Source organism: Streptomyces sp. NPDC051976 (assembly GCF_040680795.1).
In the GTDB taxonomy this organism is placed as follows: domain Bacteria; phylum Actinomycetota; class Actinomycetes; order Streptomycetales; family Streptomycetaceae; genus Actinacidiphila.
This window is the reverse complement of sequence record NZ_JBFAXL010000047.1, coordinates 44891-68209: the sequence shown is the minus strand read 5'-3', so window position 1 is coordinate 68209 and position 23319 is coordinate 44891. Positions and strand designations below refer to the sequence as shown.

The window sequence follows — 23319 nt, the reverse complement described above, 5'->3', positions numbered from 1 at the left end:
GGGTGCTAGCCCTTCGCGTCCGGCTTCCAGTCCTGGACGAGGAGTCCGAGCAGCACCTCGTCCAGGAACTCGCCCATCACCCAAGCCGAGGAGCGCAGTACACCCTCGCGCACGAAGCCGTTGCGCTCGGCCGAGCGCAGCATGGCGGCGTTGTCGGCGAGCGTCTCTATCTGCAGCCGGTGCAGGCCGCGGACGACGAAGCCGTAGTGGCACAGCACCGCGACCACATCCGTGCCGTAGCCCTTGCCGCGGCTGGACGGCAGCAGCCCGAGCCCGATGTGCGCGGCCCGGTGGTGGGTGTCGATGCCCCACAGTGTCGCGGTGCCGACGAGCGCGCCGCCGTCCAGCTCCACCACGGAGAACGGGACACTGCCCGGATCCTTGGCGTCGTCCACCGAGAGCCGCGGATCCTTCGCACCGGGCGAGATCGGCCGCCACGGACCGCTCTCGGCCCGGGAGGAGTTGACCACGTCGTCGTACAACTCGGTCCGCAGAATCGGGATGTCGTCCTCGTGCCGGGCCCGGAGCCCGATTTTGCCGCCTCGTAGCATGCGAGCTTCCTATCCGGCCGGGCCGGGCCGCGGCAAACCAATATGCGGCCGTCGTGGGGCCCGACCCCATGTGTGACGTCTCGCCGCCTCATGTGTCGTGCCCGTGTCTTGACGGTCACCACAAGATGATGATTCCATCAAATCTGAAGACATCATCATTGATACGGTCATCGAGCAGGAGGCTTTCGCGATGCACGACTACACACCGCTTCCGCCGCGGGTGCGTGAGGGGCTGGAGAAGGGTCTCGAGAAGCTGGCCAAGGTCGACGAGCTGGTGGCCCAGCTGCCGGAGCCCGCGCCGCGCGCCCATGACGAGGACGGCGACCAGGAGAAGCTGGGTCAGGTCAGCGTCACCCACCGGTTCGCGGACGCACCCGGCGACGGCGAGACCGTGCGCTGGCACTACGTCGAGACGGGCCCCGCCGACGCGCCCGTCGTGGTGTTCCTGCACGGGGTGCCCGACTCCTGGTGGCAGTGGCACTACGCGCTGGAGGCGTTGGGCGCCGACCACCGTTGCCTGGCCGTCGACCTGAAGGGTTACGGGCAGTCCGAGAAGGGCACGGGCGACTTCCGCCAGGAGGGAGTCGCCATCCAGCTGGAGGCGTTGCTGGACCAGTTGGGGATCGAGCGGTTCAGTCTCGTCACGCACGACAGGGGGACCCCGGTGGGGGACCACCTCGTGGCCCGGATGGCCGACCGCGTCCACCGCTACGCCAGGGGTCAGCAGCACCTGTGGCATCTGCACCCCGACCTGCACCCCCAGCAGGCGATGTTCACCTCGCCCGACGCCCCGGCGACGCTGGCAGACGCCCGCCGTCTCGTGGCCACCGCGTACTACCTGCTCACCGAGAAGCCGGTGCGGACGGCGGACCTCGTCCGCACCGTCCAGGAGTTCAGTTACGAGGGGATCAGCACCGCCGTCCCCCGCTACTTCAACTCCTCCTCCTTCCGCCAGGAGTGGGTCGAGCGGCGCACCCGCCTCATCCCGCGGTGGAAGTGCCCCGTCCTGCTGCTCCAGGGGGCGGACGATCCCCTGCAGCCGCGCGAGTTCTACGCCGACCCTGAGGTCCTCGCGAAGCTCCCGACGGGCAGCGGTGTGCACCTCCTCGACTCGGGCCACTTCTGGCCCTTCGAGGCGCACGAGGAAATGACCACCGTGCTGCGGGACTTCCTCGCGTAACCCGGGTGACCCGCGCACGTCGGCGTTGCCGTGGCGGTCGCAGCTGATAAAAGCATCAGATCTGTGTTCGTCTAGAATCGTGCCATGCCGAACAAGCAGGGCACGACCCCCGCCCCCGCGTCCGCGAACCGCTTCGAGCGGCGCCGGGCCCACACCCGCCAGGCGCTGATCGCCGCCGCGCGGCAGATCCTGGCCGAGACCGGTGAGACATCCGCCAGCATCCAGGAGATCGCCGACCGGGCGGATGTGGGCTTCGGCAGCTTCTACAACCACTTCGACAGCAAGAACGACCTGTTCGACGCCGCCGTCTCCGACGCCCTGGAGGAGTACGGCCAACTGCTCGACCTCGTCACCGCCGAGGTCGACGATCCGGCCGCGGTCGTCTCCGCCAGTATCCGGCTCAGCCTGCGGCTGGCCGCCTCGCATCCCGAGATCACCCAGATCGTGCGGCTGCGCGGCCTGGCCTACATCCACGCCGCGGAGGGCCTCGGCCCCCGGGCGCTGCGCGACCTGGAGGTCGGCAAGGCGTCGGGCCGCTTCGCCTTCGCCGACCCGCTGGTGGCGCTCAGCGCCGTCGGCGGCTCGGTTGTCGGACTCCTCCAGCTCCACACGGTGCGCGAGGTCGACGCCGAGGCAGGAGAGGAGATGGCCGAACTGATCCTGCGCATGCTCGGCGTCCCCGCCGACGAGGCCCGCGAGATCGCCCGCCGCACCCTGCCCGAACTGCCCTGAGACCGCCGTCGCCACCCGGCGCGACGAGGCGGCCATCGTAACTGATGAAGTCATCAGTTACGATGCTTTCATGAGCACGCCTCCCGTCGCGCGCCCCCGGGCAGGCCACACGGGCGTTCTTTTCGCCATGTGCCTGTCCCTGGTGCTCGTCGTCGCCTCCGTTTCCGCGCTGAACCTCGCCCTGCCCGACCTGGCCGTGTCCCTGGGCGCCTCCAACACCGACCTGACCTGGATCGCCGACGGCTACACCGTCGCCCTGGCCGCGCTCGTGCTGCCGCTCGGCGCCCTGGGCGACCGCATCGGGCGCCGCAAGGTGCTGATCGCCGGCAACCTCGTCTTCGGCGCCGCCGCCGCACTCGCCGCGACCTCGGCCTCCACCTCGCACCTGATCGTGTGGCGGGTGGTGATGGGCCTCGGCGCGGCGATGATCATGCCGGGCACCCTGTCGACGATCACCTCCTCCTTCCCGCCCGAGCGCCGCTCCCGCGGTGTCGCGATCTGGTCGGGCTTCGCCGCCGCGGGCGCCATCATCGGCATGCTGGTCGCGGGCGCCCTGCTGGAGGACTGGTCCTGGAAGTCCCTGTTCGTGGTCAGCGCCGCCACCGCGGTGGTGTGCGCGCTCTCCGCCGTCGTACTGGCCCCCGAGACCCGCAGCACTGTCCCCGAACCGGTCGACGCCGGCGGTACGGCCGCGACGATGCTGGCGGTGGGAAGCCTCGTCTACGGCATCATCGAGGGCAGCGACCAGGGGTGGACCCGCCCCGAGGTGCTGGCGGCCTTCGCCGTGTGCGCGGTCTCGCTCGTCGCCTACGCGGTCGGCGGCCTGCGCAGCAGTCACCCCCTGCTGGACCCGCGGCTGTTCGGGCTGCCCGGCTTCCGCGCCGGATCGGTCACCGTCATGACCCAGTTCATGGCCGTCTTCGGCTTCTTCTTCGTCGGCCTGCAGTACCTCCAACTCATCCTCGGCTACAGCCCGCTGAAGAGCGCCGCGGCGCTGATCCCGGTCGCCGTGGTGGTCATGCCCGTCTCCGTACTCACCCCGCGGATCGTGCGGCGGATCGGCCTGAAGCTCACCATGACGGCCGGCCTGCTGCTGCTGGCCGCGGGGATGGGCTGGCTCACCCGGCTCCATGCGGACAGCGGCTACCCGCCCTTCCTCGGCGGGCTGCTGCTCGCCGGCGCGGGCATCGGGCTGGCGGGCTCCACGGGCACCAGCGCCATCGTCGGGTCCGTCGGGGCCGACCGCCAGGGCGTGGCCTCGGCGATGAACGACACCACCCGCGAAGTCGGCTCCGCGCTCGGTATCGCCGTCATGGGCTCGGTCTTCTCCAGCCGGTACCGCGCGGGCCTGCCGGACCTGCAACGCCTTCCGGCCCAGGCCGCCGAGGCCGTGCACCACTCGGCCGCCGCCGGACTCCAGGCCGCCGCCCACCTCGGCCCGCAGGGCCCCCAGCTCGCCCAGGCGGTACGGGACGCCTTCCTCGACGGCTTCACCGCCGCGACCGGCGTCGCCGCGGCGGTCCTGGCCCTGGCCGCACTCGGCGCGCTGATCCGCGCTCCCCACCGGCTGCCGGGCCTCCCGTCGCCGGCCGCCGACACGGACGCGCCGGACACGGCGACCGCGCCGGAGGACCGCGCCACGCGGCAGCCAGCGGCCGGGCACGCGGACGCCGCTCCCGTGGTGCACACCCCGGACGAGAGCTGATCTCAGGCCGGCGGGCACACGGAAACGCCGGGCGTACGCGACGGAAATCGCGTACGCCCGGCGTGGTGTCGTCAGCGGGGCCGCGCCGGACCCGGCGGGGGCAGCGGCGGCGGCGCCGCGGGGTCGGTGCCGCCGGAGGACGAGGTGGATCCGGACCCGCCCGAGCCGGAGCCCGAGCCGCCCGACCCGCCCGCGCCGCCGCTGCCCGACGAGGCCGAGGAACCCGAACCCGGAGCCGTCGCCGAACCACCGTCGTCCTGCGTGGCGAGCAGGACGGTGTCCCCGCTGGCCACCTGGGTTCCCGCGGCCGGGAGCGTCGCCATCACTGTGCTCCCCGTACGGCTGCTGGAGCCGGGCGTGAGGGCGATGCTCAGGCCCAGCCCGGCCAGTTCGGCTCTCGCCTGCCCGAGCGTCGTCCCGACGAGGTCGGCGGGCACCAGAACGGACCGGCCCGACGCGTGCGCGGAAGTACGGGGTCCGGCCGAGGAGTTCCTGCCGCCGCCCGAGCGGCCCGGGCCCGAGCGGCCGGTGTTCGTGCCACTGCTCGACGTGCGCGGACGCGCGGAGGTGCTTCCGGCGGCGAGCGAGGTCTCGGCTCGGGGACCGGTCGCGGGCGTCGCGTCCGAGGACAGCGGGAGCGTCGCGGCGAGCAGTCCGCCCGCGGTGAGGACGACCACCGAGGCGAGCACCATCTGCGATCGGCGCCGCAGCGACCGCCGGGGGTCGTCCGCGGACGGCAGGAGCGCCGTGGGCGAGTCGTCCTGGAGCGACACCGTCTCGGCTTCGGTGGCCACGGTGCCGGGGGCTTCGGACGCGAAGGGGAGCGTGCGGGGCGCCAGCAGGGCGTCGCGCATGGCGGCGGCCGTCGGGAAGCGGTCGTCGGGGTTCTTGGCCATCGCCCGCGCGAGCGCGTCCTCGACGGGCGCGGGCAGCCGGATGCCCAGATCGGCCGGTGCGGGGGCGTCCCCGTAGACGTGCTGGTACGCGACCGTGAGCGGGGTCTCGCCCACGAACGGCGGGCGGCCGGTGAGGAGTTCGTAGAGCATGCACCCGGTCGAGTACAGGTCGGAGCGTGAGTCGACGCTCTGGCCGCGGACCTGCTCCGGCGACATGTAGGCGACGGTGCCGAGGACGTTGCCCGCCGCGGTCAGCCCGGTGTCGTGGGCGCTGGCCACGTGGGCGATCCCGAAGTCCATGACCTTGACCTGGCCGTCCGGGGTGATCATCACATTGGCGGGCTTGATGTCGCGGTGCACCAGCCCGGCCGCGTGCGCGCAGGCGAGCGCGTCGAGGGTTCCCGCCACCCAGGCGACGGCCTCCTCCGGTGTGGGCGGGGCGGACCGCAGCCGGTCGGCGGCGGTCTGCCCGGCCACGTACTCCATGACCAGGTACGGGCGCGGCGGTGTGGTGGCCACGCAGCCCGCGTCGTACACGGCGGCGACGCACGGGTGGTTCAGGGACGCCGCCGCACGGGCCTCGCGCTGGAAACGGGTCTGGGCGACGTCGTCGAAGGCGAGTTGCGTGTGCATCAGCTTCACGGCGACCGTGCGATGGAGGACCAGGTCCTCCGCCGACCAGACCTCGGCCATGCCACCGCGCCCGATCGCCTCGCGCAGCGCGTACCGGTCGCCGATCACGCGGGCCCACTCGTCGTAAGGGGTGTACTGCATGGCGGTGTGTGCGGTCCTTCTGGTCGGTGGGGGGGCGGCCGGGCGGTGGGGCGGCCCGGCCGGGTCCGGCGGTCGGGCCGAGCCTTCGGGCGGGCTATCCGGCGCCGGGTGAAGGGCGGCGGGGGAGGAGTTCGCACAGGTCCAGCGGGTCGTGCGCGGTGCGCTGGACGGTGCCGTCCGGGCGGACCAGCGCGGCCGCGGCACGTCCCCGGCGCAGCCAGCGGTGCAGGTCGGTGCCGGGGGCGGCGGCGACGAGGACACCGCCGCGGTCCCGGACCTCGGCGCGCAGCCGTGCGGTGGGCGGTGCGGCCGTGACGAGCGCGAACCGGCCCGCGGCCAGGTCGTCCAGCCGCCGGCCCTCGGCCAGCTCCGCGTTGGGGCAGAGCCGACCCGCCAGCCCGCGCCGCAGCCGGTCGCGGTCGACGAGTGCGGAACGGCGCAGGGGTGGCGTCGCGCTGTCGAGCACCCGGTCGCTGAAACCCGGCAGCAGATGGAGCCTCGGCGCGACCAGGCGGCGCAGGGCGTCGCCGAGCCTGCCGCCCGCGGTCATGGCGGTGCCGATGAGCTTGGCCAGGGTGATCATCGCGTGGGCGTGGGGGGCGCGTTCGGCCTGGTAGCTGTCGAGTACCTCGTCCGGGAGCAGGCCCTCCAGCACGGCGGTGAGCTTCCACGCGAGGTTGGCGGCGTCGCGCAGGCCCGCGCCCATGCCCTGGCCGATGAACGGCGGCGTCAGATGCGCCGCGTCACCGAGCAGGAAGACCCGTCCGGCACGCCAGCGGTCGGCGATCTGGGCGCGGAAGGTGTACTCGGCGGTGCGCAGCAGCTCCAGCTCGGCCGTCGGGACGGCGCCGGTCCAGGGCCGGATGAGCGGGTGAAGGCGGGTGAGGTCGCGGTAGTCGTCCGCGCTCTCGCCGGGCAGGAGCTGGAACTCCCAGCTACCCGCGCGCACCGGGTCGCAGACCTGGTGCACCCCCTCCCACTGGGCGAGGTCGGCGTCGGTGGCGATGTCGACCACGAGCCAGCGCTGGGCGAAGCCGAGATCGCGCAGGGTGGCGCCGATCGCCGCGCGCGTCAGGCTGTTGGCACCGTCGCAGCCCAGGACGTACCCGGCCAGGACCGTGTCCGTCTCACCGGTGTCCGTGTGGGTGAGGCGCACGCGCACCGGGCCGTCGCCCGACCGCTCGACCGCGGTGACCTCGGTGTTCCCCCGCAGGGTCACGGCCGACTGCCGCTTGACGTTGGACCGGAGCAGTTCCTCCAGACGCGGCTGGTCGAACATGTTGGCCTCGGGATGGCCGTGGCGGCCCCGGTCGGCGCCGCGCGTGAACTCGGCCAGCACGCGCAGCTCGCGGTCCAGCAGCCGCAGGCCCCGGGCGGGCCGGGAGATGGCGGCGAACTCCTCGCCGACGCCGAGCCGGGCGAGCAGCCGGTAGATCTCGTCGTCGAGATGGACCGCGCGGGGCAGCGGGTACACGGAGTCCCAGCGGTCCAGCACCAGCGTCTCGACGCCGTACTGGCCCAGCAGCGTCGCCGCCGTCAGCCCGGTCGGCCCCGCGCCGACCACGACCACCGGTATGACGCCCGCCGTCATGACGGCACCGCCTCGCCGGCGGCCTCCGACCACGTCCAGCGCAGGGCGTACCTGTCGAGCAGCGCGCTCACCGCCGCGTGGTCGTCCGCCGGACCCGTGACGGCCACGACGACCGTTCCGTCCTCGATCCGGGGCTGGACGGTGACGTCCGAGCCGCGCTCCGCCAGGGCCTCGACGACGGCCCGGTGGGCGGCGTCGGCGCGCAGCGCGAGCTTGTACGGCTTCCCGACGTCGGTGACCGGCAGCGCGCTCAGCACGGTCACGGACCTGGGCGCCGCGGCGCGCTCGGGCACGTGCTCCGCTGCCCAGATGAGGAGTTGGTCCTCGGTGAGGTCCGCGTCGGCGGCGAGCGTCACATAGGCGACGGGCACCTCTCCCGCGTGCGGGTCGGGGCGGCCCACCGCGCCCGCGGCGGTGACCCGCGGGTGGGCGAGGAGGGCGTCCTCGATGACGGCCGGGTCGATGTTGTGGCCGCCGCGGATGATCAGGTCCTTCGCGCGCCCGGCGAGGTGCACGAACCCGTCGGCGTCGAGCCGGGCGAGGTCGCCGGTGTCCAGCCACCCGTCCACCAGCTTGCCGAGCCCGTCGATGACCGGGCCGTGCCGGTCACGGCCGGCGACGTATCCGGCGAAGACGGTGGGGCCGCTGATCATCAGCAGCCCGGTGCGCCCGGCGGGAAGCTCCGCCCAGGTCTCCGGGTGGACGACCCTGACCCGCTGGTACGGCATCCGCTGGCCGACGGCGCCGGGGCGCGGCGCGTCGGGGAAGCCGCGGGCGCTGGCGCAGGTGGCCTCGGTCAGCCCGTAGCCCTCGACCAGCGTCGTTCCGGTGTGTGCCTCGAACGCGGTGCGGACGGCGGCGGGCAGCGGCGAGGCGCCGACCATGGCGTAGCGCAGGCTGCTGATGTCAGAACCGTCGGCGGCGCACTGGGCGAGGACGGCGTAGACGGTGGGGACCGCGCTCATGGTGGCGATCCGGTAGTGGTCGACGATCCGCCAGAACTCCCCGTACAGTGCGGGCTCGCGGTAGCCGAGCGGCCCCGCCCACACCACCCGCCGGCCCTTGAACAGCGGCGCGAGCAGCGTCACCACCAGGGCGTTGACATGGAACAGCGGCAGGGCGGCGAAGACCACCGCCTTGTCGTCGAGTACCGAGTCGGCGGCCATCATCCAGGCGTTGGCGACCTCGTTGGCGTGGGTGTGCACGGCGAGCTTGGGCGTATCGGTGGTGCCGCCGGTGTGGAAGAAGGCCGCCAGGTCGCCGGGGCCGGGCGGGTCGCCCTCGAAGCCGGAAGTGTCCTCGCCGTGCGCCAGTTCGGCGAGTTCGCCGACGAGGACCCCGTCGAGCCGTGGCAGCAGCGCCAGTTGGGCCGAGGGAGCGGTGGGACGCAGCACCAGGACCGCGTCCAGCGACCCGGTCAGCTCGGGGACCTTCGCCCATACGTCAGGGGCCAGTTCGGGCCCCGCGGTGATGAGCACCCGGGCGCCGGAACGCCGCAGCAGGTCCGCCAGGTGCGCGGGCGCCAGGCCGCCGTTGAGCGGCGCGGCGATCCCGGCGAGCTGCGCGGCGAGGGTGGCAGCGATCAACTCGACGCAGTTGGGCGCCATCAGCGCGACCGTGTCGCCGCGCCGGACCCCGAAGCGGTGCAGCAGGTTGGCGTAGCGGTGCACCTGGTCCAGCAGTTCGGCGAAGGTGAGGTGCACCGGCTCGCGCCACCGCTCCGCGTCGGGCAGCACGGTGAGGGCGGTGCGGTGCGGCCACAGCCTGGCCGCGCGCACCAGCAGGGCGTACGTCGACTCCGGCAGGCCGCGGTCCTCCAGTGGCACGGCCTCGATCGCGGCCAGGTCCTCCGGTCCGCTGTACGCGGGCCACAGCAGGTTCTCGTCGCTCATGCGTACCTCACCACCGTGCGCTGGCGGCCGAGGTCGATCGCGGCGTCGTCGGTCGCCACGGCGGCCTCGACGACGTCCCCGTCGCGCAGGTAACGGGGGTTCCTGGCCTGGCTCTTGAAGAACAGCCGCCACTTGGTCGCGGTCGGCAGCAGTGAGCCGATGAACTCCACCGGCTTCGGCGGCGCGCTCAGCGCGGTGCCCACGGGGGTGCCGGTGAGCAGCAGGTCGCCCGGGTCCAGCCGCTGGAAGCCGGTGAGGGCCTGGAGCGCCCGCAGCGGGTCGTAGATCATGTCGGAGGCCGGCATGTTCTGCCGCAGCTCGCCGTTGACCCACAGGCGCAGCCGCAGTTGGGCGAAGCGCTCCAGGTCGCCCTCGTCGAGCAGCACCAGCATCGGGCCGACCGGGGTGAAGCCGGGATACGACTTCCCCTCGTAGAACTGCGTCTTGGGCAGTTGCACGTCCCGCGCGGACACGTCGTTGGTGACCACCAGCGCCGCCACGTACTCGGCCAGGTTCTCCCGCGTGATCTCGGTGCCGACACGCAGCGGGGCGCCGATGACGAGCCCGATCTCCACCTCGTAGTCCAGCAGCCGCACATGAGCGGGCTTGACGATGTCGTCGGCCGGGCCGCTGATCGACCCCGACGACTTGCGGAAGAACGTCAGCGGGATCCCCTTCGGGTCCAGGCCCGCGTCCTTCGCGTGCGAGACGAAGTTCGCCATCTGGGCGACCACCCGGCACGGCGCGGTGACGGGGGAGAGCGGCAGCAGTTCGGCGACGGGCACACCGGCGCCGGTGCCGCGCGCGGCCACGTTCACGGCGGCCGCGTCGGCCAGCAGCTCGGCGGTCGTGGCGGCGGAGGTCTCGACGCGCAGGGCGGTCCTGCCGCGTACGGCGAACCATCCGTCGGCGGTACGCAGGACGTTGACACTCATCGGCTGGTCGCTTTCATCAGGCCCAGCAAACGGCTGGGGTCGATCTCGTTGTCCGCGCGCAGGGCCTTGACGACCGCGCGGACCAGGGCGAGGGAGGGGGTGGCGCCGAGGAAGTCCCGGGTGGCGGGCGGCCCCCACTGGGCGAGGCCGCTGGCGGACATCGGCGCCCAGCCGGGTTCGACGTCGCAGGAGAACAGGTCGCCGTCGGCGAAGTGCTCGACCAGCAGCCGGTCGGGGTCGCGCCAGTAGTCGAAGATCTGGCTGCCCTGGATGTGCCGCCCGATGCCCCAGCTGCGCCGGTAGCCGCGCTCGGCCAGGTACTCGCCGCCCGCCGCGATCGCGTCCAGGTCGGTCACCTGGTACGCGGAGTGCACATAGCCGGTACGCGGCCCCAGGTGCATCGCCAGGGTGTGGTGGTCCACAGGCACGCTCCCCTGGTCGCAGCGGAGGAACGCCATGGTGGGGCCCCGGTCGCGCTGCCCGTCCAGGAAGAGGAAGTCGCTCGCGATCAGGCCGAGCGTGTCCAGGTACCAGTCCAGCGTCCGCCGCAACTTCGGTGTCTCCAGCACCACATGACCGAGCCGCTGCACCCGCGCGGGCTCGCGCGGCGGACGCTGGGTGGTGTTCGTGCGCGGCCTGCCGGTGCCGAAGTTGAGGTGCAGGGGCTGCTGTTCGGGCAGGGCGGTGAGCGTCTCGGTGCCGTGCACGACACGCACCGGCATCCCGGAGGGATCGGTCAGGTCCACCGCTCTGCCGCCGCCGAACTCTCCCAGGTCGCGGATCCGGTGCCCGGTGACCCGGGACAGCCGCCGCAGGTCGTCGCGCTCGGCGGCGCGGAACGCCGGGCCGAGGAACCGCGCGGTGCGACCGCGCCGGATGACCACACACGCCGACCCGGGCAGGGTGCCGCGCAGATACAGCGCGTCGGGCGTCCGCGCGGCGACGGCGAAACCGAAGTCCCGGGCGAACGCCTCGGCGCGGTCCAGGTCCCGCTTCTCGAACTCCAGCCACGCCAGATCCGCGACCTTGACCACCGGATCGCGGCCGCGGCCGGAATGCTCACCGCGTAGGGCCCCGTGCTCGCTGTGCAGGTCGGCATGGGCTGTGGCCAGGCCGACCGGAGGGGCGTGGTTCTCGGGCATGGGAGCTCCGTCGGTGGTGACTCGTACCGGATCACGAACATGATTGACTGCTCGTATTTGATTAAATCATCAGTCTTGGCGGTCGAATCGTCAAGCCTCGAATGATGATGTCATCAGTTCTGAGAGTGGCGGCTCTGGTGGTGCCGACCGGGCGGGCGCCGACCCTGCCGAAGATCAGGAGGGCGATAGAGTCGGCGCAGTCCCGCCCGCGTCTCCCGGTTCCGACACCTTGGGGTCTCCCGTGACCAAGCCCGCGGCCCGCGCGCCCCAGCGGAGCAACGCGCGCTCCAACCGCGCGCGCATCCTGGCCACCGCGCGCCAGGAGCTGGGCCGGAACCCGGACGCCACCCTGGAGGAGATCGCCCAGGCGTCCGGCGTGGTCCGGCGCACCCTCTTCGGCCACTTCCCCGGGCGCGCGGCACTGCTGGAGGCGCTGGCCGAGGAGGCGTCCGACACCCTGCGGAGTACGTTGGCGGCCGGATCGGAGCGGTTCGGCCCGGCCGAGCCGCCGGAGCGCGCGCTCGCCTCCTTCGTGCTCACGATGTGGGCCGTGGGCGACCGCTACCGGCTCCTCCTGGCCCTCGCCCGCCGCGATCTGGGCAGCGCACGGGTGACGGAGGTGCTGGCACCGGCCCGCGCCGGGGTCACGGCCATCCTGGAGCGCGGCCAGCGCGACGGCGTCTTCCACCGCCACCTCCCGGCCGCCGCGCTGAGCGCCGGCCTGGAGGCGATGACGGTGGCACTGCTCGAAGAGGTCAACGCGAGAGCGCTGCGGGACGACGGCACCCGGACCGCGCTGGCCACACTCATCGCGGCCGGGGTGCCGGAGCCCGCCGCGCGCGCCGCGGTCGAACGGGCTCAGACGGCCTGACCCGCCTGCTCCCGCGGGGTGAAGGTGACGTCCCGGCCCGTCAGGGCACCCCGCACCCCCGCGGAGTCCACCCGTACGCGGGTCACTTTCATCCCGGCCGGCAGGTCCCGCAGCGTGATCGGCTGCTCCAGGGCCTGGACGAGCGCGGCGTCCGCGGCGGCGGGCAGGTGCGCGTCCAGGTGGACCTCGTGGAAGGCGATGCTCGTCGGCCCGGCGACCGCCAGCGTGGCCGAGGCGCTCACCTTGCCCAGCAGGGGCAGATCCGTACGCACGTCGACCCGGCCGGGCGCGCGGTCGGCGCCGACCCGGACGCCGAGTGCCCGCGACAGGTCGGCGTAGGAGAGCAGTGCCGTCCCGTCCACCGTGGCCGCCCGTGCCGTCTTCGGGTCGGACTCGGCGCGGACGTCGGTCATCCGCAGGTCGAGGCGGGTGAGTGGGACCGGCCGGTCCCCGGCGGCCGGGATCTCACCCGCGTGCACGGTGACCCGGTCCAGATGCCCGGCGAGCAGCTGGCGGGTGACGGGGAACCCGCCGATGTGGACGCTCGGGGTGTCGGTGGCACCCGTGGCCTCCTGGAAGGCGGCGGCGGTCGCGTGCTCGGCCCAGACGGCGACGAGTCTGTCGCCTCCCACCGCCGCCGCCGTCAAGGTGAGCGCGGCGGCGGTCAGTGCGAGAGGCAGGCGTATCCGGCGGGAGCCGGGGAGTGTCGTCCAGCGCGGCATCAGAGGTCCTTTCGGAGGCCCGGAATCCGCAGGCTAAGTTACTTGCACGTCAATGTGCAACTAAGGTCCCGGCTCAGCTCTGGTACGCCGTCGTCGCGGTCTGGACGAAGGAGCGGATCAGGGGGTTGGTGTCACCGCGGCGCCAGGCCACCACCACACGGCTCGGGGGCATGTCGGTCAGCGGCACCACGGTGAGCCCGTCGGCCGGGTCGTGGCCCAGGAGGGTCATACCGATGGTGCCGTTCCACAGCACCGCCTGCTGGCACTCCTGGACGGTACGGACGACCGGGCCCTCGCGCGGCTCACCGGCGTTCCAGTACGACTGCCACAGCGGGTCGGTGTGCTGGGGGAAGAGGAACCAGCGGCGGTCGGCGAGGTCGGCCGGCCGCAGGCTGTCGCGGTGCGCCAGCGGGTCGTCCGCGCGCAGCAGGGCGCCCACGGGATCGGCCCGCAGATGGTGGACCGTCAGACCGGTGTCGTCGAACGGGCCGCGGGTCAGGGCGACATCGACGGCCCCGGTGTGCAGCCCGCAGGTGGGGTCGGTCAGATCGGTCTCACGGATCCGGACCTCGACGCCCGGGTGCCGCCGGTGGTACGCCCCGGCCAGCCGGGCGGCGGCCGGGTCGGCGCTGTCGCCCAGGATGCCGACGGAGAGGATGGTGGCGCCCACCGCCGCGGCGACCCGCAGCCGCGCCCGTTCGGCCCGGTCCAGCAGCGCGCGTGCCTCGTCGAGCAGCACCGCACCGGCGGGGGTGAGCGTGACCCCGGCGGAGGAGCGGTGGAACAGCAGGGCCCCGGCCTCGGCCTCCAGGTTCTTGATCGCCCGGCTCAGCGGCGGCTGGCTCATGTGCAGCCGGACGGCGGCCCGGCCGAAGTGGAGTTCTTCGGCTACCGCTACGAAGTAGCGCAGCGTGCGTAGCTCCATGGTGCGACGATACCTGCCCGGTATCGAGGCCTCGGAACGGGTCTTGGACGCACCCACCGCCCCGGCGGTGGAATCGGAGCCATGACCGACGTACCGCAGACCAGCGAACCGACCGCCGACCCCGCCGTATCGGTGGTCGGCCCGAGCGACGGCGAGACGATCGTCCTGGGCACCACACGACTGCGTGTGCTGGAGGACGGCAGCAACACCGGGCACCGCCTCGGGCTCGCCGAGTCCGTCCTCGCGCCCCACACCCCCGGACCGCCGCAGCACCGCCACGCCCAGCACGACGAGGGCTTCTACGTCATCTCCGGCACCGTGCGCTTCACCGTCGGGGAGAAGGAGTACGACGCGACGGCGGGCACGCTGGTGATGGTCCCGCCCGGCGCCCCGCACACGTTCGCCAACACCACCGACGCACCGGCCGTCATGCTCAGCACGTTCACCCCGGACCTGTACGTGCAGTACTTCCGCGACCTGCGGGACATGATCGCCGCCGGCCAGGCGCTGAACCCGCGGACGACCCTCGACGTGATGAGCCGGTACGCCACCGAGCCCGCCACCGACGTCGCCCGGGGCCGGGGAGAGTCGTGAAGGTCGCGTACTGGATCGTGGCCGGTCCGCTCGCCCTCTTCTACCTCTACGGGGGCGGGTTGAAGGTGGTCAGGAGCCGCGAGCAACTCCGGCCGATGATGGCCTGGGTGGACAGCATGCCGATGGCGGCCGTCAGGACCGTCGGGTGGGTCGAACTCCTCGGCGCGATCGGCCTGGTGCTCCCGCCGCTCACCGGCATCGCCGCCTGGTCGGCGCTCGCCGCCGCGGGCGGGTTCGTGGCCCTGCAGATCGGCGCGACCCGGGTGCACCTCAGGATGGGCGACCGCGACATCGCCCTCAACATCGGGCTGCTGCTCACCGCGGCCGTCGCCGTATGGCTGGCGACGACCTGGCTGTGACACCCCGTCACGGGGTCGGCCTCGCGGCCGTGGAGGCGAAGCGCGCGCGGAACTCGGTGGGGGTGGTGCCGAGGTGGCGGGCGAAGGCGCGGCGCAGGGTCTCGTCGCTGCCCAGCCCGCTGCCGTGCGCGGCGGTGGTCACGCTGTGCCCGTCGAGGAGGAGCTGCTGGGCGCGGTCGAGCCGGACGCGTTCGAGCCAGCGGGCGGGCGTGGTGCCGAGTTCGGTACGGAAGAGGCGGCTCAGATGGCGTGGGCTGACGGCGGCGCGGGCGGCCATGGCGGGGAGGCCGTGGTCGGCAGCGGGGTCGGCGAGCACCGCGGCCATCAGCGCCCGGAGCGGATCGCTGCGCGCCGGCCGGGTGGCGAGGGCGGCGGAGAACTGCGACTGCCCGCCCGGCCGTTGCAGGAAGACCACCAGCTCGCGGGCGACGGCCCTGGCCACCTCCGGTCCGTGATCCTCCTCGACCAGGGCGAGGGCCAGGTCGATCCCGGCGCTGATGCCCGCCGAGGTGACATAGCGCCCGTCGCGCACATGGATGGCGTCGGGTTCCACGCGCACGCGGGGGTAGCGGCGGGCGAGGGTCTCGGCGTGCCGCCAGTGGGTGGCGGCCCGGCGGCCGTCGAGCAGACCGAGTTCGGCGAGGACGAAGGCGCCGGTGCATACGGACGCGACCCGGCCCGCCCGCCCGGCAAGGGCACTGACGGTGTCGAGCAGCTCCGGCTCCACGGGCCCCTCGGCCAGCCGGTCGCCCCCGGCCACCATCACCGTGTCGAGCAGCCCTGCGTCGGCCGCCGTCGAGGTGCCGCCGAGGACCGGGCCGGTGGAGGTGGCCACCGCGCCGCCGCGCGGCGAGACCAGCAGCAACTCATACGGCGTGGCGAGCCGCCCCGCCTGGTGCAGCACCTCCGAAGGGCCGCTGACGTCGAGCATGGTCACACCGTCGAAGACCACGAAGCCGACCCGGTGCGGTGTCCGCGTCATGTCCGGATCTGTGGGTTGCCTGGCCGCAAGGACATGGCACCAGCGTACGCCGACGCGGGAGCGTGAAGGCACACCACCGCACCGGCGCGTGCACACGACGGAGGAACCCACCATGAGCGAGCCAATGACCGAGCCGATCGACGTGACGGTCGATGTGACCATCGCGGGTGTGCGGATCCCGGACAGCGCCCTGGCGCGGGAGGCGACCGAGCTGGTCAGGGAGGCCGCGTCACCCCTGCTGTTCCATCACTCCCGGCGGGTCTTCCTCTGGGGCGCGCTGCGCGGGCGGGAGCAGGGGCTGAGCTTCGACCCCGAACTGCTGTACGTGGCGGCGATGTTCCACGACCTCGGGCTCACCCGCCGCTTCCGCCGCACCGACCAGCGCTTCGAGATCGACGGCGCCGACGAGGCGCGCCGCTTCCTGAACTCCCACGGCATCACGGGTGAGCCCGCCGAACGGGTCTGGACGGGCATCGCCCTGCACACCACCCCCGAGATCCCGCTGCACATGGCGCCCGAAGTCGCCCTGGTCACCCGGGGCGTGGAGCTGGACGTCCTCGGCATCGGCTACGCGGCCGTCCCCGACGAGCAGCGCGCCGCCGTCGTGGCCGCCCACCCCCGGCCGGACTTCAAGAACCGGATCCTGGCCGCCTTCACCGAGGGCATCGAGGACCGCCCCGCCACCACCTTCGGCAACGTCAAGGCGGACGTCCTGGCCCACTACGTGCCCGGCTTCGTCCGCGGCGACTTCGTCGAGGTCATCAGGACCTCCCCCTGGCCGGAGTGAGCGACGCGGCCGCTCGGTGGCGGCGGATCAGCGCGTGGCGGCGAGGTCGACGATGCGCCGGGCCGTCCCCTCGGGATCGACGATCTGATGGAGGTGCTCGCCGGGCAGGTGCGCCACCCGCCAGCCCCGTGCCCGCGCCTGCGCGGCGGCCTCCTCGTACGGAGGGCCGAACAGCAGGTAGGAGCAGGGGTGGTCGTCCCAGCCGCCGGGGACCGGGATGTGCTGCTCGTAGTAGGACAGCGGCAGTCTCGGCTGCTCCTCGACGACCGTCCGCCGTACCGCCGGATCGCTGAACATGGGGGCGACGTCCGCCTCGTCCCACCAGTCGGTCCAGCGCGGCAGCCTGCCGTCCACCGCCAGCGGGCGGAGGAAATCCAGGAACTCGGCCGTGGCGACAGGGGTGGGGCCGGTCCTGGCCGGCAGCGCGGCGTCGACGAGGACCGAAGCCGTCACCGGGTGATCGAGGCCCGCGCGGATCACCGGCAGGAACAGGCCCGCGTTGCTGTGCACCACCAGCGTCACGGGGCTGCCCGCCGGGACATCGCGGAGATCGTCCCGCACGGCTTCCACGACCCGCGGCCAGAAGGGCGGACCGCCGTCGCCCACGTGCAGCAGGGACGGCACCCGCACCTGGTGTCCCGCCTCGGACAGCTGCCGGGCCACCGGGTGCCAGGTGGAGGGACCGACGGACGGGCTGTGCACGAGTACGGTGATCGGCTGCATACGCCGATCCTGCCGCCCGTACCGCACGGGGCGCGACGCAGTCGGCTCACAGCGGAACGCGCGGTGCGGGTCATCGGTCAGGATCGGAGAAGCCTCGGACGGGGGGTCGTCCGTAGCGTGGTGGACATGGAATTCATCGAAGCAGTCACCATCGAGGTGGCGGACGACTCCGCCGCCCAGCCCTTCCACTCCGCCGCCTTCGGCCTGGACACACAGGTACGCGTACGGGCCACGGACACGGCCAGCACCGGGTTCCGCGGCTTCACGCTGGCGCTGACGGTGTCCCAGCCCGCCGACGTCGACAGCCTCGTCGAGTCCGCGCTCGCCGCCGGAGCCACGGTGCTCAAGCCGGTCGCCAAGTCGCTGTGGGGTTACGGCGGCGTCGTCCAGGCCCCCGACGGGACCATCTGGAAGGTCGCCACCTCCGCGAAGAAGAACACCGGCCCCGCCACCCGGCACATCGACGACCTGGTGCTGCTGATCGGCGTCGAGGACATGGGCGCGAGCAAGCGGTTCTACGTCGGCCAGGGCCTCACCGTCGCGAAGAGCTTCGGCTCCAAGTACGTGGAGTTCGCCGCCGGGAACGGGCCGGTGAAGCTGGCCCTGTACAAGCGCAAGGCCCTCGCCAAGGACGTCGGGGTCGACGCCGACGGCAGCGGCTCGCACCGGCTCGTGATCGGCGGCGCCGACGCGCCCTTCACCGACCCGGACGGTTTCGCCTGGGAGACCTCGCGGCTCGCGGCCGCGTCCTGACCGCCGCGGGGCGTACCGCCCTAGGGCGTGTCCCGTCCCGCGGCCGTCCGCGGCCGCAGGCGTCCGTCGTGGACGTCGGCGATCCGGTCGGCCGCGGCGAGGTGGCTGTGGTCGTGGGTGACCAGGACCGTGGCGGTCGCCTGCTCGTGGGTGAGGCGGGCGAGGAGGCCGATGACGGCGGCGCCGCGCTCATGGTCCAGGGCGCTGGTGGGCTCGTCCACCAGCAGGACCGTGGGGCCGTTCATCAGCGCGCGGGCGATGTTGAGGCGCTGCCGCTGGCCGCCGGAGAGCTGGTGGGGACGGCGGCCCGCCTGCTGGGCGAGGCCGACGGCGCTCAGCAACTCCATCGCCGGGCCGCGGGCCTTCGCGGGCGAGCGGCCGTCGATCCGGGCCATGACCTGGAGCTGTTCGACGGCCGTCAGGGACGGCAGCAGGTTCGGCTGCTGGAAGACGATGCCGATCGCCCGTCGGCGCAGCGCGGCCAGTTCGCCGCGGCGCATCCCGGTGGTGGCGGCGCCGTCGATCGTGACGGTGCCGGAGTCGGCGGTGACGAGGGTGGCGGCGACCGCCAGCAGGCTGGACTTCCCGGAGCCGGACGGGCCCACCACGGCGGTCAGGCTGCCCTTGGGCACGTCCAGGGTGACGTCGTCCAGGGCGGTCAGCCGGTCGTCGCCGTCGGGATAGGTGAGGGTGATGCCGGTCAGGCGCAGGCTCATCGGGCGCTCCCCAGGGCGGTCAACGGATCGACGGAGGTGACGCGCCGGACGGCCAGCGCGGCGCCGAGCCCGCCGAGCAGGACCATCACGGCGGCGGGCAGCAGGACGGTCGTACCGGTGAGGACGAAGGGCACGGCCGACCCCGCGAAGGCAGCGCCCAGCGCGGCGGCGATGCCGGTGCCGATCACCGTGCCGCCCGCCAGCAGGATGACGGCCTGGCCGAGCGCGTCCTTCAGCAGGCTGGCGGTGGAGGCGCCGAGCGCCTTCAGGACGGCGATGTCGCCACCGCGCTGAATGGTCCAGACGGTGAAGAAGGCGCCGGTGACCAGGGCGGAGATGGCGAAGAGGAAGCCGCGGATCAGCTGCAGCGAGCCGTTCTCCGCGGTGTACGACCCGATCGCGGCCAGCGAGTCGTCCTTCGCGACGGCCCTGGTGCCCGCCGCCTTGTCGGCGGCCCGCACATCCGCGCCGGAGGCGGCCCGTACCGCGATCACCGTCGCGATCGGGCGGTCGCCGGGCCCCGGGGGAGCCGCTGCCTTCCGCCAGACGGCGAGGCTGGTCCAGACGACCGGGGTGTGGCTGAAGGAGGCGTCGCCCCGTACGGCGGCCACCGTCAGCTCCTGGCCCGCCAGCGCGAAGGTGTCGCCGGTCCGCAGCCGGAGGTCGTCGGCCGCGGCCCTGGAGAGCACCGCGGCGCTGTCCGTGATCGCGACGCCGTCAGGAGCCAGCCCTGAGCCGGGCCTGACGCCGAAGGCGGAGACCCCGGCGCTGACGGCCCCGGCGGTCGCCCGGGTGGTGGTGATGCCCAAAGGTTCGGCGCTGGTCACGCCGGGGGTTCCCGCCCACAGCCGCCACTGCCGCTCGGTGACCGTCGAGTCGGCGTAGGAAAGGCCCTGCCCCGCTCCGGGCGCGGAGAAGACGATCCTGTCGGCGGGCAGGCCGGTGATCGCGGAGACGCTCTCCCGGCGCAGGCCCGCGGTCAGCCCGGACAGCAGGCCCACCAGCAGGGTGATCAATACGATGACGGTTCCCATCAGGGCGAAGCGCCCCTTGGCGAACTTCACGTCCCTCCAGCCGACGAACACGGCTCGACCCGCCCTTTCCCGTGAGAAGCGATGTGCCCCCAGAGTCACCGCCGGTGCCTCGCGCGGGCATCTGGCCGGGGTCGGCACTTCACGGACCGAAAGGCGCCGTGCGGGATCTCACTTTCGACAGAGGCCGGACGGGGTCCCGCGTCCTTAGGCTGGAAGGACTGTGAGCACCGAGACCGTCCCCACGACCGCCCCCGCCCTGGCTCCGGCCGCCCTGACGCCGACGGCCAGGGCCCTGACCTGGTGCCTGCACCTGCTGACGGTCGCCCTCCTCGCGCTGGCCGCGGGCCGGGCCGTGGTCGGCGACCGGCCGCACGCCGGGGTGGTCGTGGCCGTCGCGGCGGCGTGCGGACTGGTGTACGCGGCGGGCCCGCTGCTGCCGCGTGTCCGCCGCTCCCGTGAGGGCGCCGCCTGGTGGCTGGCGGCCGTCGGCGCCGTATGGCTGGTGCTCCTCGCGCTGTCCCCCGACGGGGTGTGGGTCGCCTTCCCGCTGTACTTCCTCCAGCTCCACCTGCTGCCGCGCCGCATCGGCCTCGCCGCCGTCGGGGCGACCACGCTGGCCGCGATCACCGCGTTCGCCGCCCACCAGGGCAGCTTCAGCGCGGCCATGGCCATCGGCCCGGCCCTCGGCGCGGCAGTGGCGGTCGCGGTGGTGCGCGGGTACGAGGCGCTGTACCGGGAGAGCGAACAGCGCCGCGCGCTGATCGAGGACCTCACCGCGACCCGGGCCGACCTGGCCGAGGCGCAGCACACCGCGGGCGTCCTTGCCGAGCGCGAGCGGCTGGCCCGCGAGATCCACGACACCCTCGCCCAGGGGCTGTCCAGCATCCAACTGCTGCTGCGCGCCGCGGAACGGGCCCTGCCCACGACACCCGAGACCGCGGCCCGCTATGTCGACCAGGCACGGCAGTCCGCCGTGGACAACCTCGCCGAGGCCCGCCGCTTCGTCGCCGCCCTCACCCCGCCGGGCCTGGAAGGCACCACCCTGCCGGACGCCCTGGAACGGCTGTGCACCACCACCTCCACCCGGCACGGGCTCACCGCGCGGTTCCACCTGACTGGCACGTCCGTACCGCTGCCGACCGCGTACGAGGTCGCGCTGCTGCGCGTCGCCCAGTCCGCCCTCGCGAACACCGTCCGCCACGCCCACGCGACCACGGTCGACGTCACCCTCGGCTACACCGGCGACCGCATCACCATGGACGTCGTCGACGACGGTACGGGCTTCGGCGCCGACCAACTGCCCGCCGTCCCCGACCCGGAGAGCGGCGGTTACGGCCTGGCCGCCATGCGCGCCCGCCTGCGTGCCCTCGGCGGCGTCCTGGACGTCGAATCCGCCGCGGGCCACGGCACGGTCGTGGGCGCGCGCCTTCCGCTCGCACCGGCACCGTCCACCCCGACCAGCCTGAAGGCGTCCCGTTGACCGGCACCGATTCCCCGACCGCGCCCGGCGCGCCCATCCGGCTCCTCCTGGCCGACGACCACCCCGTGGTGCGGGCCGGGCTGCGCGCGGTACTGGAGACCGAACCCGGCCTGGAGGTGGTGGCCGAGGCCGCCACCGCGGAAGAGGCCGTCGCACGGGCCGCCGCGGGCGGGATCGACGTCGTGCTGATGGACCTGCAGTTCGGCAAGGGCATGGGCGGCGCCGAGGCCACCGCGGCGATCACCGCCCGGCCCGGCGCACCCCGGGTCCTCGTGGTCACCACCTACGACACGGACGCCGACACCCTGCCCGCCATCGAGGCGGGCGCCACCGGCTACCTCCTCAAGGACGCCCCGCCCGAGGACCTGGCCGCCGCCGTGCGTACGGCCGCCGCCGGGCACACCACCCTCGCCCCCGTGGTCGCCGACCGGCTGATGAACCGGCTGCGAGTCCCCGGCACCACCCTGACCCGGCGTGAGACCGAGGTCCTCGCCCTGGTCGCCGAGGGCCTGTCCAACCGCGCCATCGCCGACCGTCTCCACCTCACGGAGGGCACGGTCAAGTCCCACCTGGTCCGCGTCTTCACCAAACTCGACGTCGACTCCCGCACCGCGGCCGTCGCCGCCGCCACCGGCCTCGGCCTGATCCGCCGGTGACGGCGTCGCACCCGGGGTCAGCCGCGGGTGCGACGGTGGCGCAGCGCGCTGAGGCCCAGCGCGCCCGCTCCGGCCGCGAAGAGGGCCGCCGCCGCTGCGGCGGTCTCCGAGAGGCCGGTGCTTCCGGTCCTGGCCAGTTGCGAGGCCGTGGCCGTGGCAGTCGTGGCCGGGGTCGAGGCTGCCGTCGGAGCGGACTGCGAAGCGGTGGCGGTCGGGGTGGGGGTGGCCGAACCGCCCGCCTTCACGGTGAGCTTCTCGAACGCGCCGCAGAAGGTGCTGCCGCGGAACGGCAGGTCTCCCTCGTTGACGATCGCGCACGGGTTCACGGTCGTCGTCCCGAGCGGCGCGTCCTTGCGGTAGGTCAGGCGGACCTTGACCGTCGTGCTGCTGTGCGGCGCCAGGGAGGCGTCCTTGCCGATGACGTCGAAGCCGTACACGTCCGGTTCCGCGGTGGACGTGATCGGCCTGAGCGTCCGCCAGGAACCCGAGCGCAGCACCTGCACGGTGGTGTGGCGGTTGGTGAAGAGCACATCCGTCACGTTCTCGTACGCCGAGGCCGTGGGGTTGGTGACGGTGGCCCGGAAGGTCGCACCGGGGCCGCCCGCGGTGGCGGTGGAGGGCACGCCGGTCAGGGCGGTGGTGAGCCCGTCGACCCTGACGGTGTCCTCGTCGGTGCCGGTGGCCGCGCCCGAGGCACCGTAGGAGACCATCGTGGTCAGCTTCAGGCGCTGGGTGCCGCCGTTGCTGTCGCCGTTGTGCGCAGAGCCCATGGGCAGGCCGAGGCGCAGTTGCACCGTCCGCTGGTGGCCGACGGCCAGTGGGAACTGCTCGGGCAGTTCGCCGGAGAACTGCGTGCCGGTCCTCGTCAGCGGCACCGTCTTCCACGCCGTTCCGCCAAGCCGGTACTGCAGGCTGAGGGCGTTCGGCGGCAGTCCGCCGCCACCGTCGATGTGGTAGATCAGCCGGGCGTGCGAGGTGTCGTACGGGCCGATGTTCTTCGCCGTGCTGGTGAAGGCGACCGGCAGGCCGCCCAGCCCGATCTCGGCGGGCGCCGCGGTGGAGACGGTCAGGTCCGGCGGCCCCGCGTCCGCCGGTGCGGCCATGGCAGCCGGTGCCAGGACGACGGCGGCCGCGGCCAGCAGCAGACCGGCCCCGGTGGCGGTGGCGGACGAAAGCAGCGTGTGCGTACGGGTGTTCAACGTTCCCCCCATGGTGCGTACACGGCGCGGCCGGTCGCCGCGCCCGGCACGGCGAGCGGATCCGGCCGCCGTCCCGCATAGTTGGACAGCCCGTCCCGGCACGCGGTTGTGAGGGCGCGT

Annotated in this window: 23 protein-coding genes; 10 read left to right on the top strand and 13 right to left on the bottom strand. The window is 73.5% G+C overall.

Features of this window, described 5'->3' with window-relative positions; all coding sequences use genetic code 11:
• Positions 1–5: 5 nt before the first annotated feature.
• A complete protein-coding gene (locus AB0M29_RS33800; RefSeq protein ID WP_365389828.1) occupies positions 6–551 on the bottom strand; it encodes a GNAT family protein in 546 nt (181 codons plus the stop codon).
• Between the two features lie 190 nt (positions 552–741).
• Between AB0M29_RS33800 and AB0M29_RS33795 the strand changes: the two genes are divergently transcribed.
• From AB0M29_RS33795 to AB0M29_RS33785, 3 genes are all read left to right on the top strand, one after another.
• A complete protein-coding gene (locus AB0M29_RS33795; protein ID WP_365389825.1) occupies positions 742–1731 on the top strand; it encodes an alpha/beta hydrolase in 990 nt (329 codons plus the stop codon).
• 84 nt (positions 1732–1815) lie between these two features.
• On the top strand, positions 1816–2463 hold the full coding sequence (locus tag AB0M29_RS33790) for a TetR/AcrR family transcriptional regulator (RefSeq protein WP_365389822.1): 648 nt from the start codon (positions 1816–1818) through the stop codon (positions 2461–2463).
• Positions 2464–2533: 70 nt separating this feature from the next.
• Complete coding sequence (locus AB0M29_RS33785; RefSeq protein ID WP_365389820.1) at positions 2534–4168, top strand: MFS transporter; 1635 nt, start codon at positions 2534–2536, stop codon at positions 4166–4168.
• A 71-nt stretch (positions 4169–4239) separates the two neighbouring features.
• Here AB0M29_RS33785 and AB0M29_RS33780 read toward each other — a convergent pair whose 3' ends face one another.
• The 5 genes from AB0M29_RS33780 to AB0M29_RS33760 all read right to left on the bottom strand — a co-directional run bounded on the left by AB0M29_RS33780 (position 4240) and on the right by AB0M29_RS33760 (position 11398).
• A complete protein-coding gene (locus AB0M29_RS33780; RefSeq protein ID WP_365389818.1) occupies positions 4240–5838 on the bottom strand; it encodes a protein kinase in 1599 nt (532 codons plus the stop codon).
• Between the two features lie 94 nt (positions 5839–5932).
• Positions 5933–7429 (bottom strand): bifunctional 3-(3-hydroxy-phenyl)propionate/3-hydroxycinnamic acid hydroxylase, encoded by a 1497-nt coding sequence (locus AB0M29_RS33775; RefSeq protein WP_365389815.1) that lies wholly within the window; start codon positions 7427–7429, stop codon positions 5933–5935.
• Positions 7426–9321, bottom strand: a complete 1896-nt coding sequence (locus tag AB0M29_RS33770; protein WP_365389812.1) for an acyl-CoA synthetase — start codon at positions 9319–9321, stop codon at positions 7426–7428. Before AB0M29_RS33770 ends, AB0M29_RS33775 begins: the two co-directional genes overlap by 4 nt.
• Positions 9318–10256, bottom strand: a complete 939-nt coding sequence (locus AB0M29_RS33765) for a fumarylacetoacetate hydrolase family protein (protein ID WP_365389810.1) — start codon at positions 10254–10256, stop codon at positions 9318–9320. Before AB0M29_RS33765 ends, AB0M29_RS33770 begins: the two co-directional genes overlap by 4 nt.
• On the bottom strand, positions 10253–11398 hold the full coding sequence (locus AB0M29_RS33760; protein ID WP_365389808.1) for a VOC family protein: 1146 nt from the start codon (positions 11396–11398) through the stop codon (positions 10253–10255). The genes AB0M29_RS33765 and AB0M29_RS33760 overlap by 4 nt, the downstream gene beginning before the upstream one ends.
• Positions 11399–11639: 241 nt before the next feature.
• Here AB0M29_RS33760 and AB0M29_RS33755 point away from each other — a divergent pair, with 241 nt between their 5' ends.
• A complete protein-coding gene (locus tag AB0M29_RS33755) occupies positions 11640–12269 on the top strand; it encodes a TetR/AcrR family transcriptional regulator (RefSeq protein WP_365389806.1) in 630 nt (209 codons plus the stop codon).
• Here AB0M29_RS33755 and AB0M29_RS33750 read toward each other — a convergent pair.
• Together AB0M29_RS33750 and AB0M29_RS33745 are read right to left on the bottom strand one after the other, a co-directional pair.
• Positions 12257–12991: a DUF2993 domain-containing protein gene (locus tag AB0M29_RS33750; protein ID WP_365389804.1), complete on the bottom strand. Its 735-nt coding sequence runs from the start codon at positions 12989–12991 to the stop codon at positions 12257–12259. The two genes, AB0M29_RS33755 and AB0M29_RS33750, sit on opposite strands and share 13 nt — an antisense overlap.
• 73 nt (positions 12992–13064) lie before the next feature.
• Complete coding sequence (locus AB0M29_RS33745) at positions 13065–13916, bottom strand: LysR substrate-binding domain-containing protein (RefSeq protein WP_365389800.1); 852 nt, start codon at positions 13914–13916, stop codon at positions 13065–13067.
• An 81-nt stretch (positions 13917–13997) separates the two neighbouring features.
• On the opposite strand from AB0M29_RS33745, the gene AB0M29_RS33740 reads away from it, so the two are divergent.
• Together AB0M29_RS33740 and AB0M29_RS33735 are read left to right on the top strand one after the other, a co-directional pair.
• On the top strand, positions 13998–14510 hold the full coding sequence (locus AB0M29_RS33740) for a cupin domain-containing protein (protein ID WP_365389797.1): 513 nt from the start codon (positions 13998–14000) through the stop codon (positions 14508–14510).
• Positions 14507–14869 carry a DoxX family protein gene (locus AB0M29_RS33735; RefSeq protein ID WP_365389794.1) on the top strand — a complete coding sequence of 121 codons (363 nt, stop codon included), beginning with the start codon at positions 14507–14509 and terminating at the stop codon, positions 14867–14869. The genes AB0M29_RS33740 and AB0M29_RS33735 overlap by 4 nt, the downstream gene beginning before the upstream one ends.
• Before the next feature lie 7 nt (positions 14870–14876).
• Here AB0M29_RS33735 and AB0M29_RS33730 read toward each other — a convergent pair whose 3' ends face one another.
• Positions 14877–15851 (bottom strand): GlxA family transcriptional regulator, encoded by a 975-nt coding sequence (locus tag AB0M29_RS33730; RefSeq protein WP_365389791.1) that lies wholly within the window; start codon positions 15849–15851, stop codon positions 14877–14879.
• Positions 15852–15963: 112 nt separating this feature from the next.
• Between AB0M29_RS33730 and AB0M29_RS33725 the strand changes: the two genes are divergently transcribed.
• A complete protein-coding gene (locus AB0M29_RS33725) occupies positions 15964–16638 on the top strand; it encodes an HD domain-containing protein (RefSeq protein ID WP_365389788.1) in 675 nt (224 codons plus the stop codon).
• Between the two features lie 27 nt (positions 16639–16665).
• Here AB0M29_RS33725 and AB0M29_RS33720 read toward each other — a convergent pair whose 3' ends face one another.
• A complete protein-coding gene (locus AB0M29_RS33720) occupies positions 16666–17361 on the bottom strand; it encodes an alpha/beta hydrolase (protein WP_365389785.1) in 696 nt (231 codons plus the stop codon).
• A gap of 126 nt (positions 17362–17487) precedes the next feature.
• Here AB0M29_RS33720 and AB0M29_RS33715 point away from each other — a divergent pair, with 126 nt between their 5' ends.
• The gene (locus AB0M29_RS33715) at positions 17488–18114 is read left to right on the top strand and encodes a glyoxalase (RefSeq protein WP_365389782.1); all 627 of its coding nucleotides are present in this window, start codon (positions 17488–17490) and stop codon (positions 18112–18114) included.
• A 20-nt stretch (positions 18115–18134) separates the two neighbouring features.
• Here the strand turns inward: AB0M29_RS33715 and AB0M29_RS33710 are convergent, their stop codons facing one another.
• Both AB0M29_RS33710 and AB0M29_RS33705 read right to left on the bottom strand, forming a co-directional pair.
• The gene (locus AB0M29_RS33710) at positions 18135–18830 is read right to left on the bottom strand and encodes an ABC transporter ATP-binding protein (RefSeq protein ID WP_365389779.1); all 696 of its coding nucleotides are present in this window, start codon (positions 18828–18830) and stop codon (positions 18135–18137) included.
• Positions 18827–19915 carry an ABC transporter permease gene (locus tag AB0M29_RS33705; RefSeq protein ID WP_365389776.1) on the bottom strand — a complete coding sequence of 363 codons (1089 nt, stop codon included), beginning with the start codon at positions 19913–19915 and terminating at the stop codon, positions 18827–18829. The genes AB0M29_RS33710 and AB0M29_RS33705 overlap by 4 nt, the downstream gene beginning before the upstream one ends.
• 169 nt (positions 19916–20084) lie before the next feature.
• Between AB0M29_RS33705 and AB0M29_RS33700 the strand changes: the two genes are divergently transcribed.
• Positions 20085–21344 carry a sensor histidine kinase gene (locus tag AB0M29_RS33700; RefSeq protein ID WP_365389774.1) on the top strand — a complete coding sequence of 420 codons (1260 nt, stop codon included), beginning with the start codon at positions 20085–20087 and terminating at the stop codon, positions 21342–21344.
• Positions 21341–22000 (top strand): response regulator transcription factor, encoded by a 660-nt coding sequence (locus tag AB0M29_RS33695; RefSeq protein WP_365389772.1) that lies wholly within the window; start codon positions 21341–21343, stop codon positions 21998–22000. The genes AB0M29_RS33700 and AB0M29_RS33695 overlap by 4 nt, the downstream gene beginning before the upstream one ends.
• 17 nt (positions 22001–22017) lie before the next feature.
• Here the strand turns inward: AB0M29_RS33695 and AB0M29_RS33690 are convergent, their stop codons facing one another.
• Positions 22018–23199, bottom strand: coding sequence for a hypothetical protein (locus AB0M29_RS33690; protein ID WP_365389770.1), 1182 nt, complete (start codon positions 23197–23199; stop codon positions 22018–22020).
• Positions 23200–23319: the final 120 nt, after the last annotated feature.

Coding starts and splice junctions, on each gene's coding strand:
- AB0M29_RS33715 (WP_365389782.1), top strand. CDS start 17,488: ATGGAATTCATCGAAGCAGTCACCATCGAGGTGGCGGACGACTCCGCC.
- AB0M29_RS33740 (WP_365389797.1), top strand. CDS start 13,998: ATGACCGACGTACCGCAGACCAGCGAACCGACCGCCGACCCCGCCGTA.
- AB0M29_RS33780 (WP_365389818.1), bottom strand. CDS start 5,838: ATGCAGTACACCCCTTACGACGAGTGGGCCCGCGTGATCGGCGACCGG.
- AB0M29_RS33800 (WP_365389828.1), bottom strand. CDS start 551: ATGCTACGAGGCGGCAAAATCGGGCTCCGGGCCCGGCACGAGGACGAC.
- AB0M29_RS33760 (WP_365389808.1), bottom strand. CDS start 11,398: ATGCCCGAGAACCACGCCCCTCCGGTCGGCCTGGCCACAGCCCATGCC.
- AB0M29_RS33790 (WP_365389822.1), top strand. CDS start 1,816: ATGCCGAACAAGCAGGGCACGACCCCCGCCCCCGCGTCCGCGAACCGC.
- AB0M29_RS33725 (WP_365389788.1), top strand. CDS start 15,964: ATGAGCGAGCCAATGACCGAGCCGATCGACGTGACGGTCGATGTGACC.
- AB0M29_RS33745 (WP_365389800.1), bottom strand. CDS start 13,916: ATGGAGCTACGCACGCTGCGCTACTTCGTAGCGGTAGCCGAAGAACTC.
- AB0M29_RS33775 (WP_365389815.1), bottom strand. CDS start 7,429: ATGACGGCGGGCGTCATACCGGTGGTCGTGGTCGGCGCGGGGCCGACC.
- AB0M29_RS33770 (WP_365389812.1), bottom strand. CDS start 9,321: ATGAGCGACGAGAACCTGCTGTGGCCCGCGTACAGCGGACCGGAGGAC.
- AB0M29_RS33795 (WP_365389825.1), top strand. CDS start 742: ATGCACGACTACACACCGCTTCCGCCGCGGGTGCGTGAGGGGCTGGAG.
- AB0M29_RS33765 (WP_365389810.1), bottom strand. CDS start 10,256: ATGAGTGTCAACGTCCTGCGTACCGCCGACGGATGGTTCGCCGTACGC.
- AB0M29_RS33710 (WP_365389779.1), bottom strand. CDS start 18,830: ATGAGCCTGCGCCTGACCGGCATCACCCTCACCTATCCCGACGGCGAC.
- AB0M29_RS33785 (WP_365389820.1), top strand. CDS start 2,534: ATGAGCACGCCTCCCGTCGCGCGCCCCCGGGCAGGCCACACGGGCGTT.
- AB0M29_RS33720 (WP_365389785.1), bottom strand. CDS start 17,361: ATGCAGCCGATCACCGTACTCGTGCACAGCCCGTCCGTCGGTCCCTCC.
- AB0M29_RS33730 (WP_365389791.1), bottom strand. CDS start 15,851: ATGACGCGGACACCGCACCGGGTCGGCTTCGTGGTCTTCGACGGTGTG.
- AB0M29_RS33750 (WP_365389804.1), bottom strand. CDS start 12,991: ATGCCGCGCTGGACGACACTCCCCGGCTCCCGCCGGATACGCCTGCCT.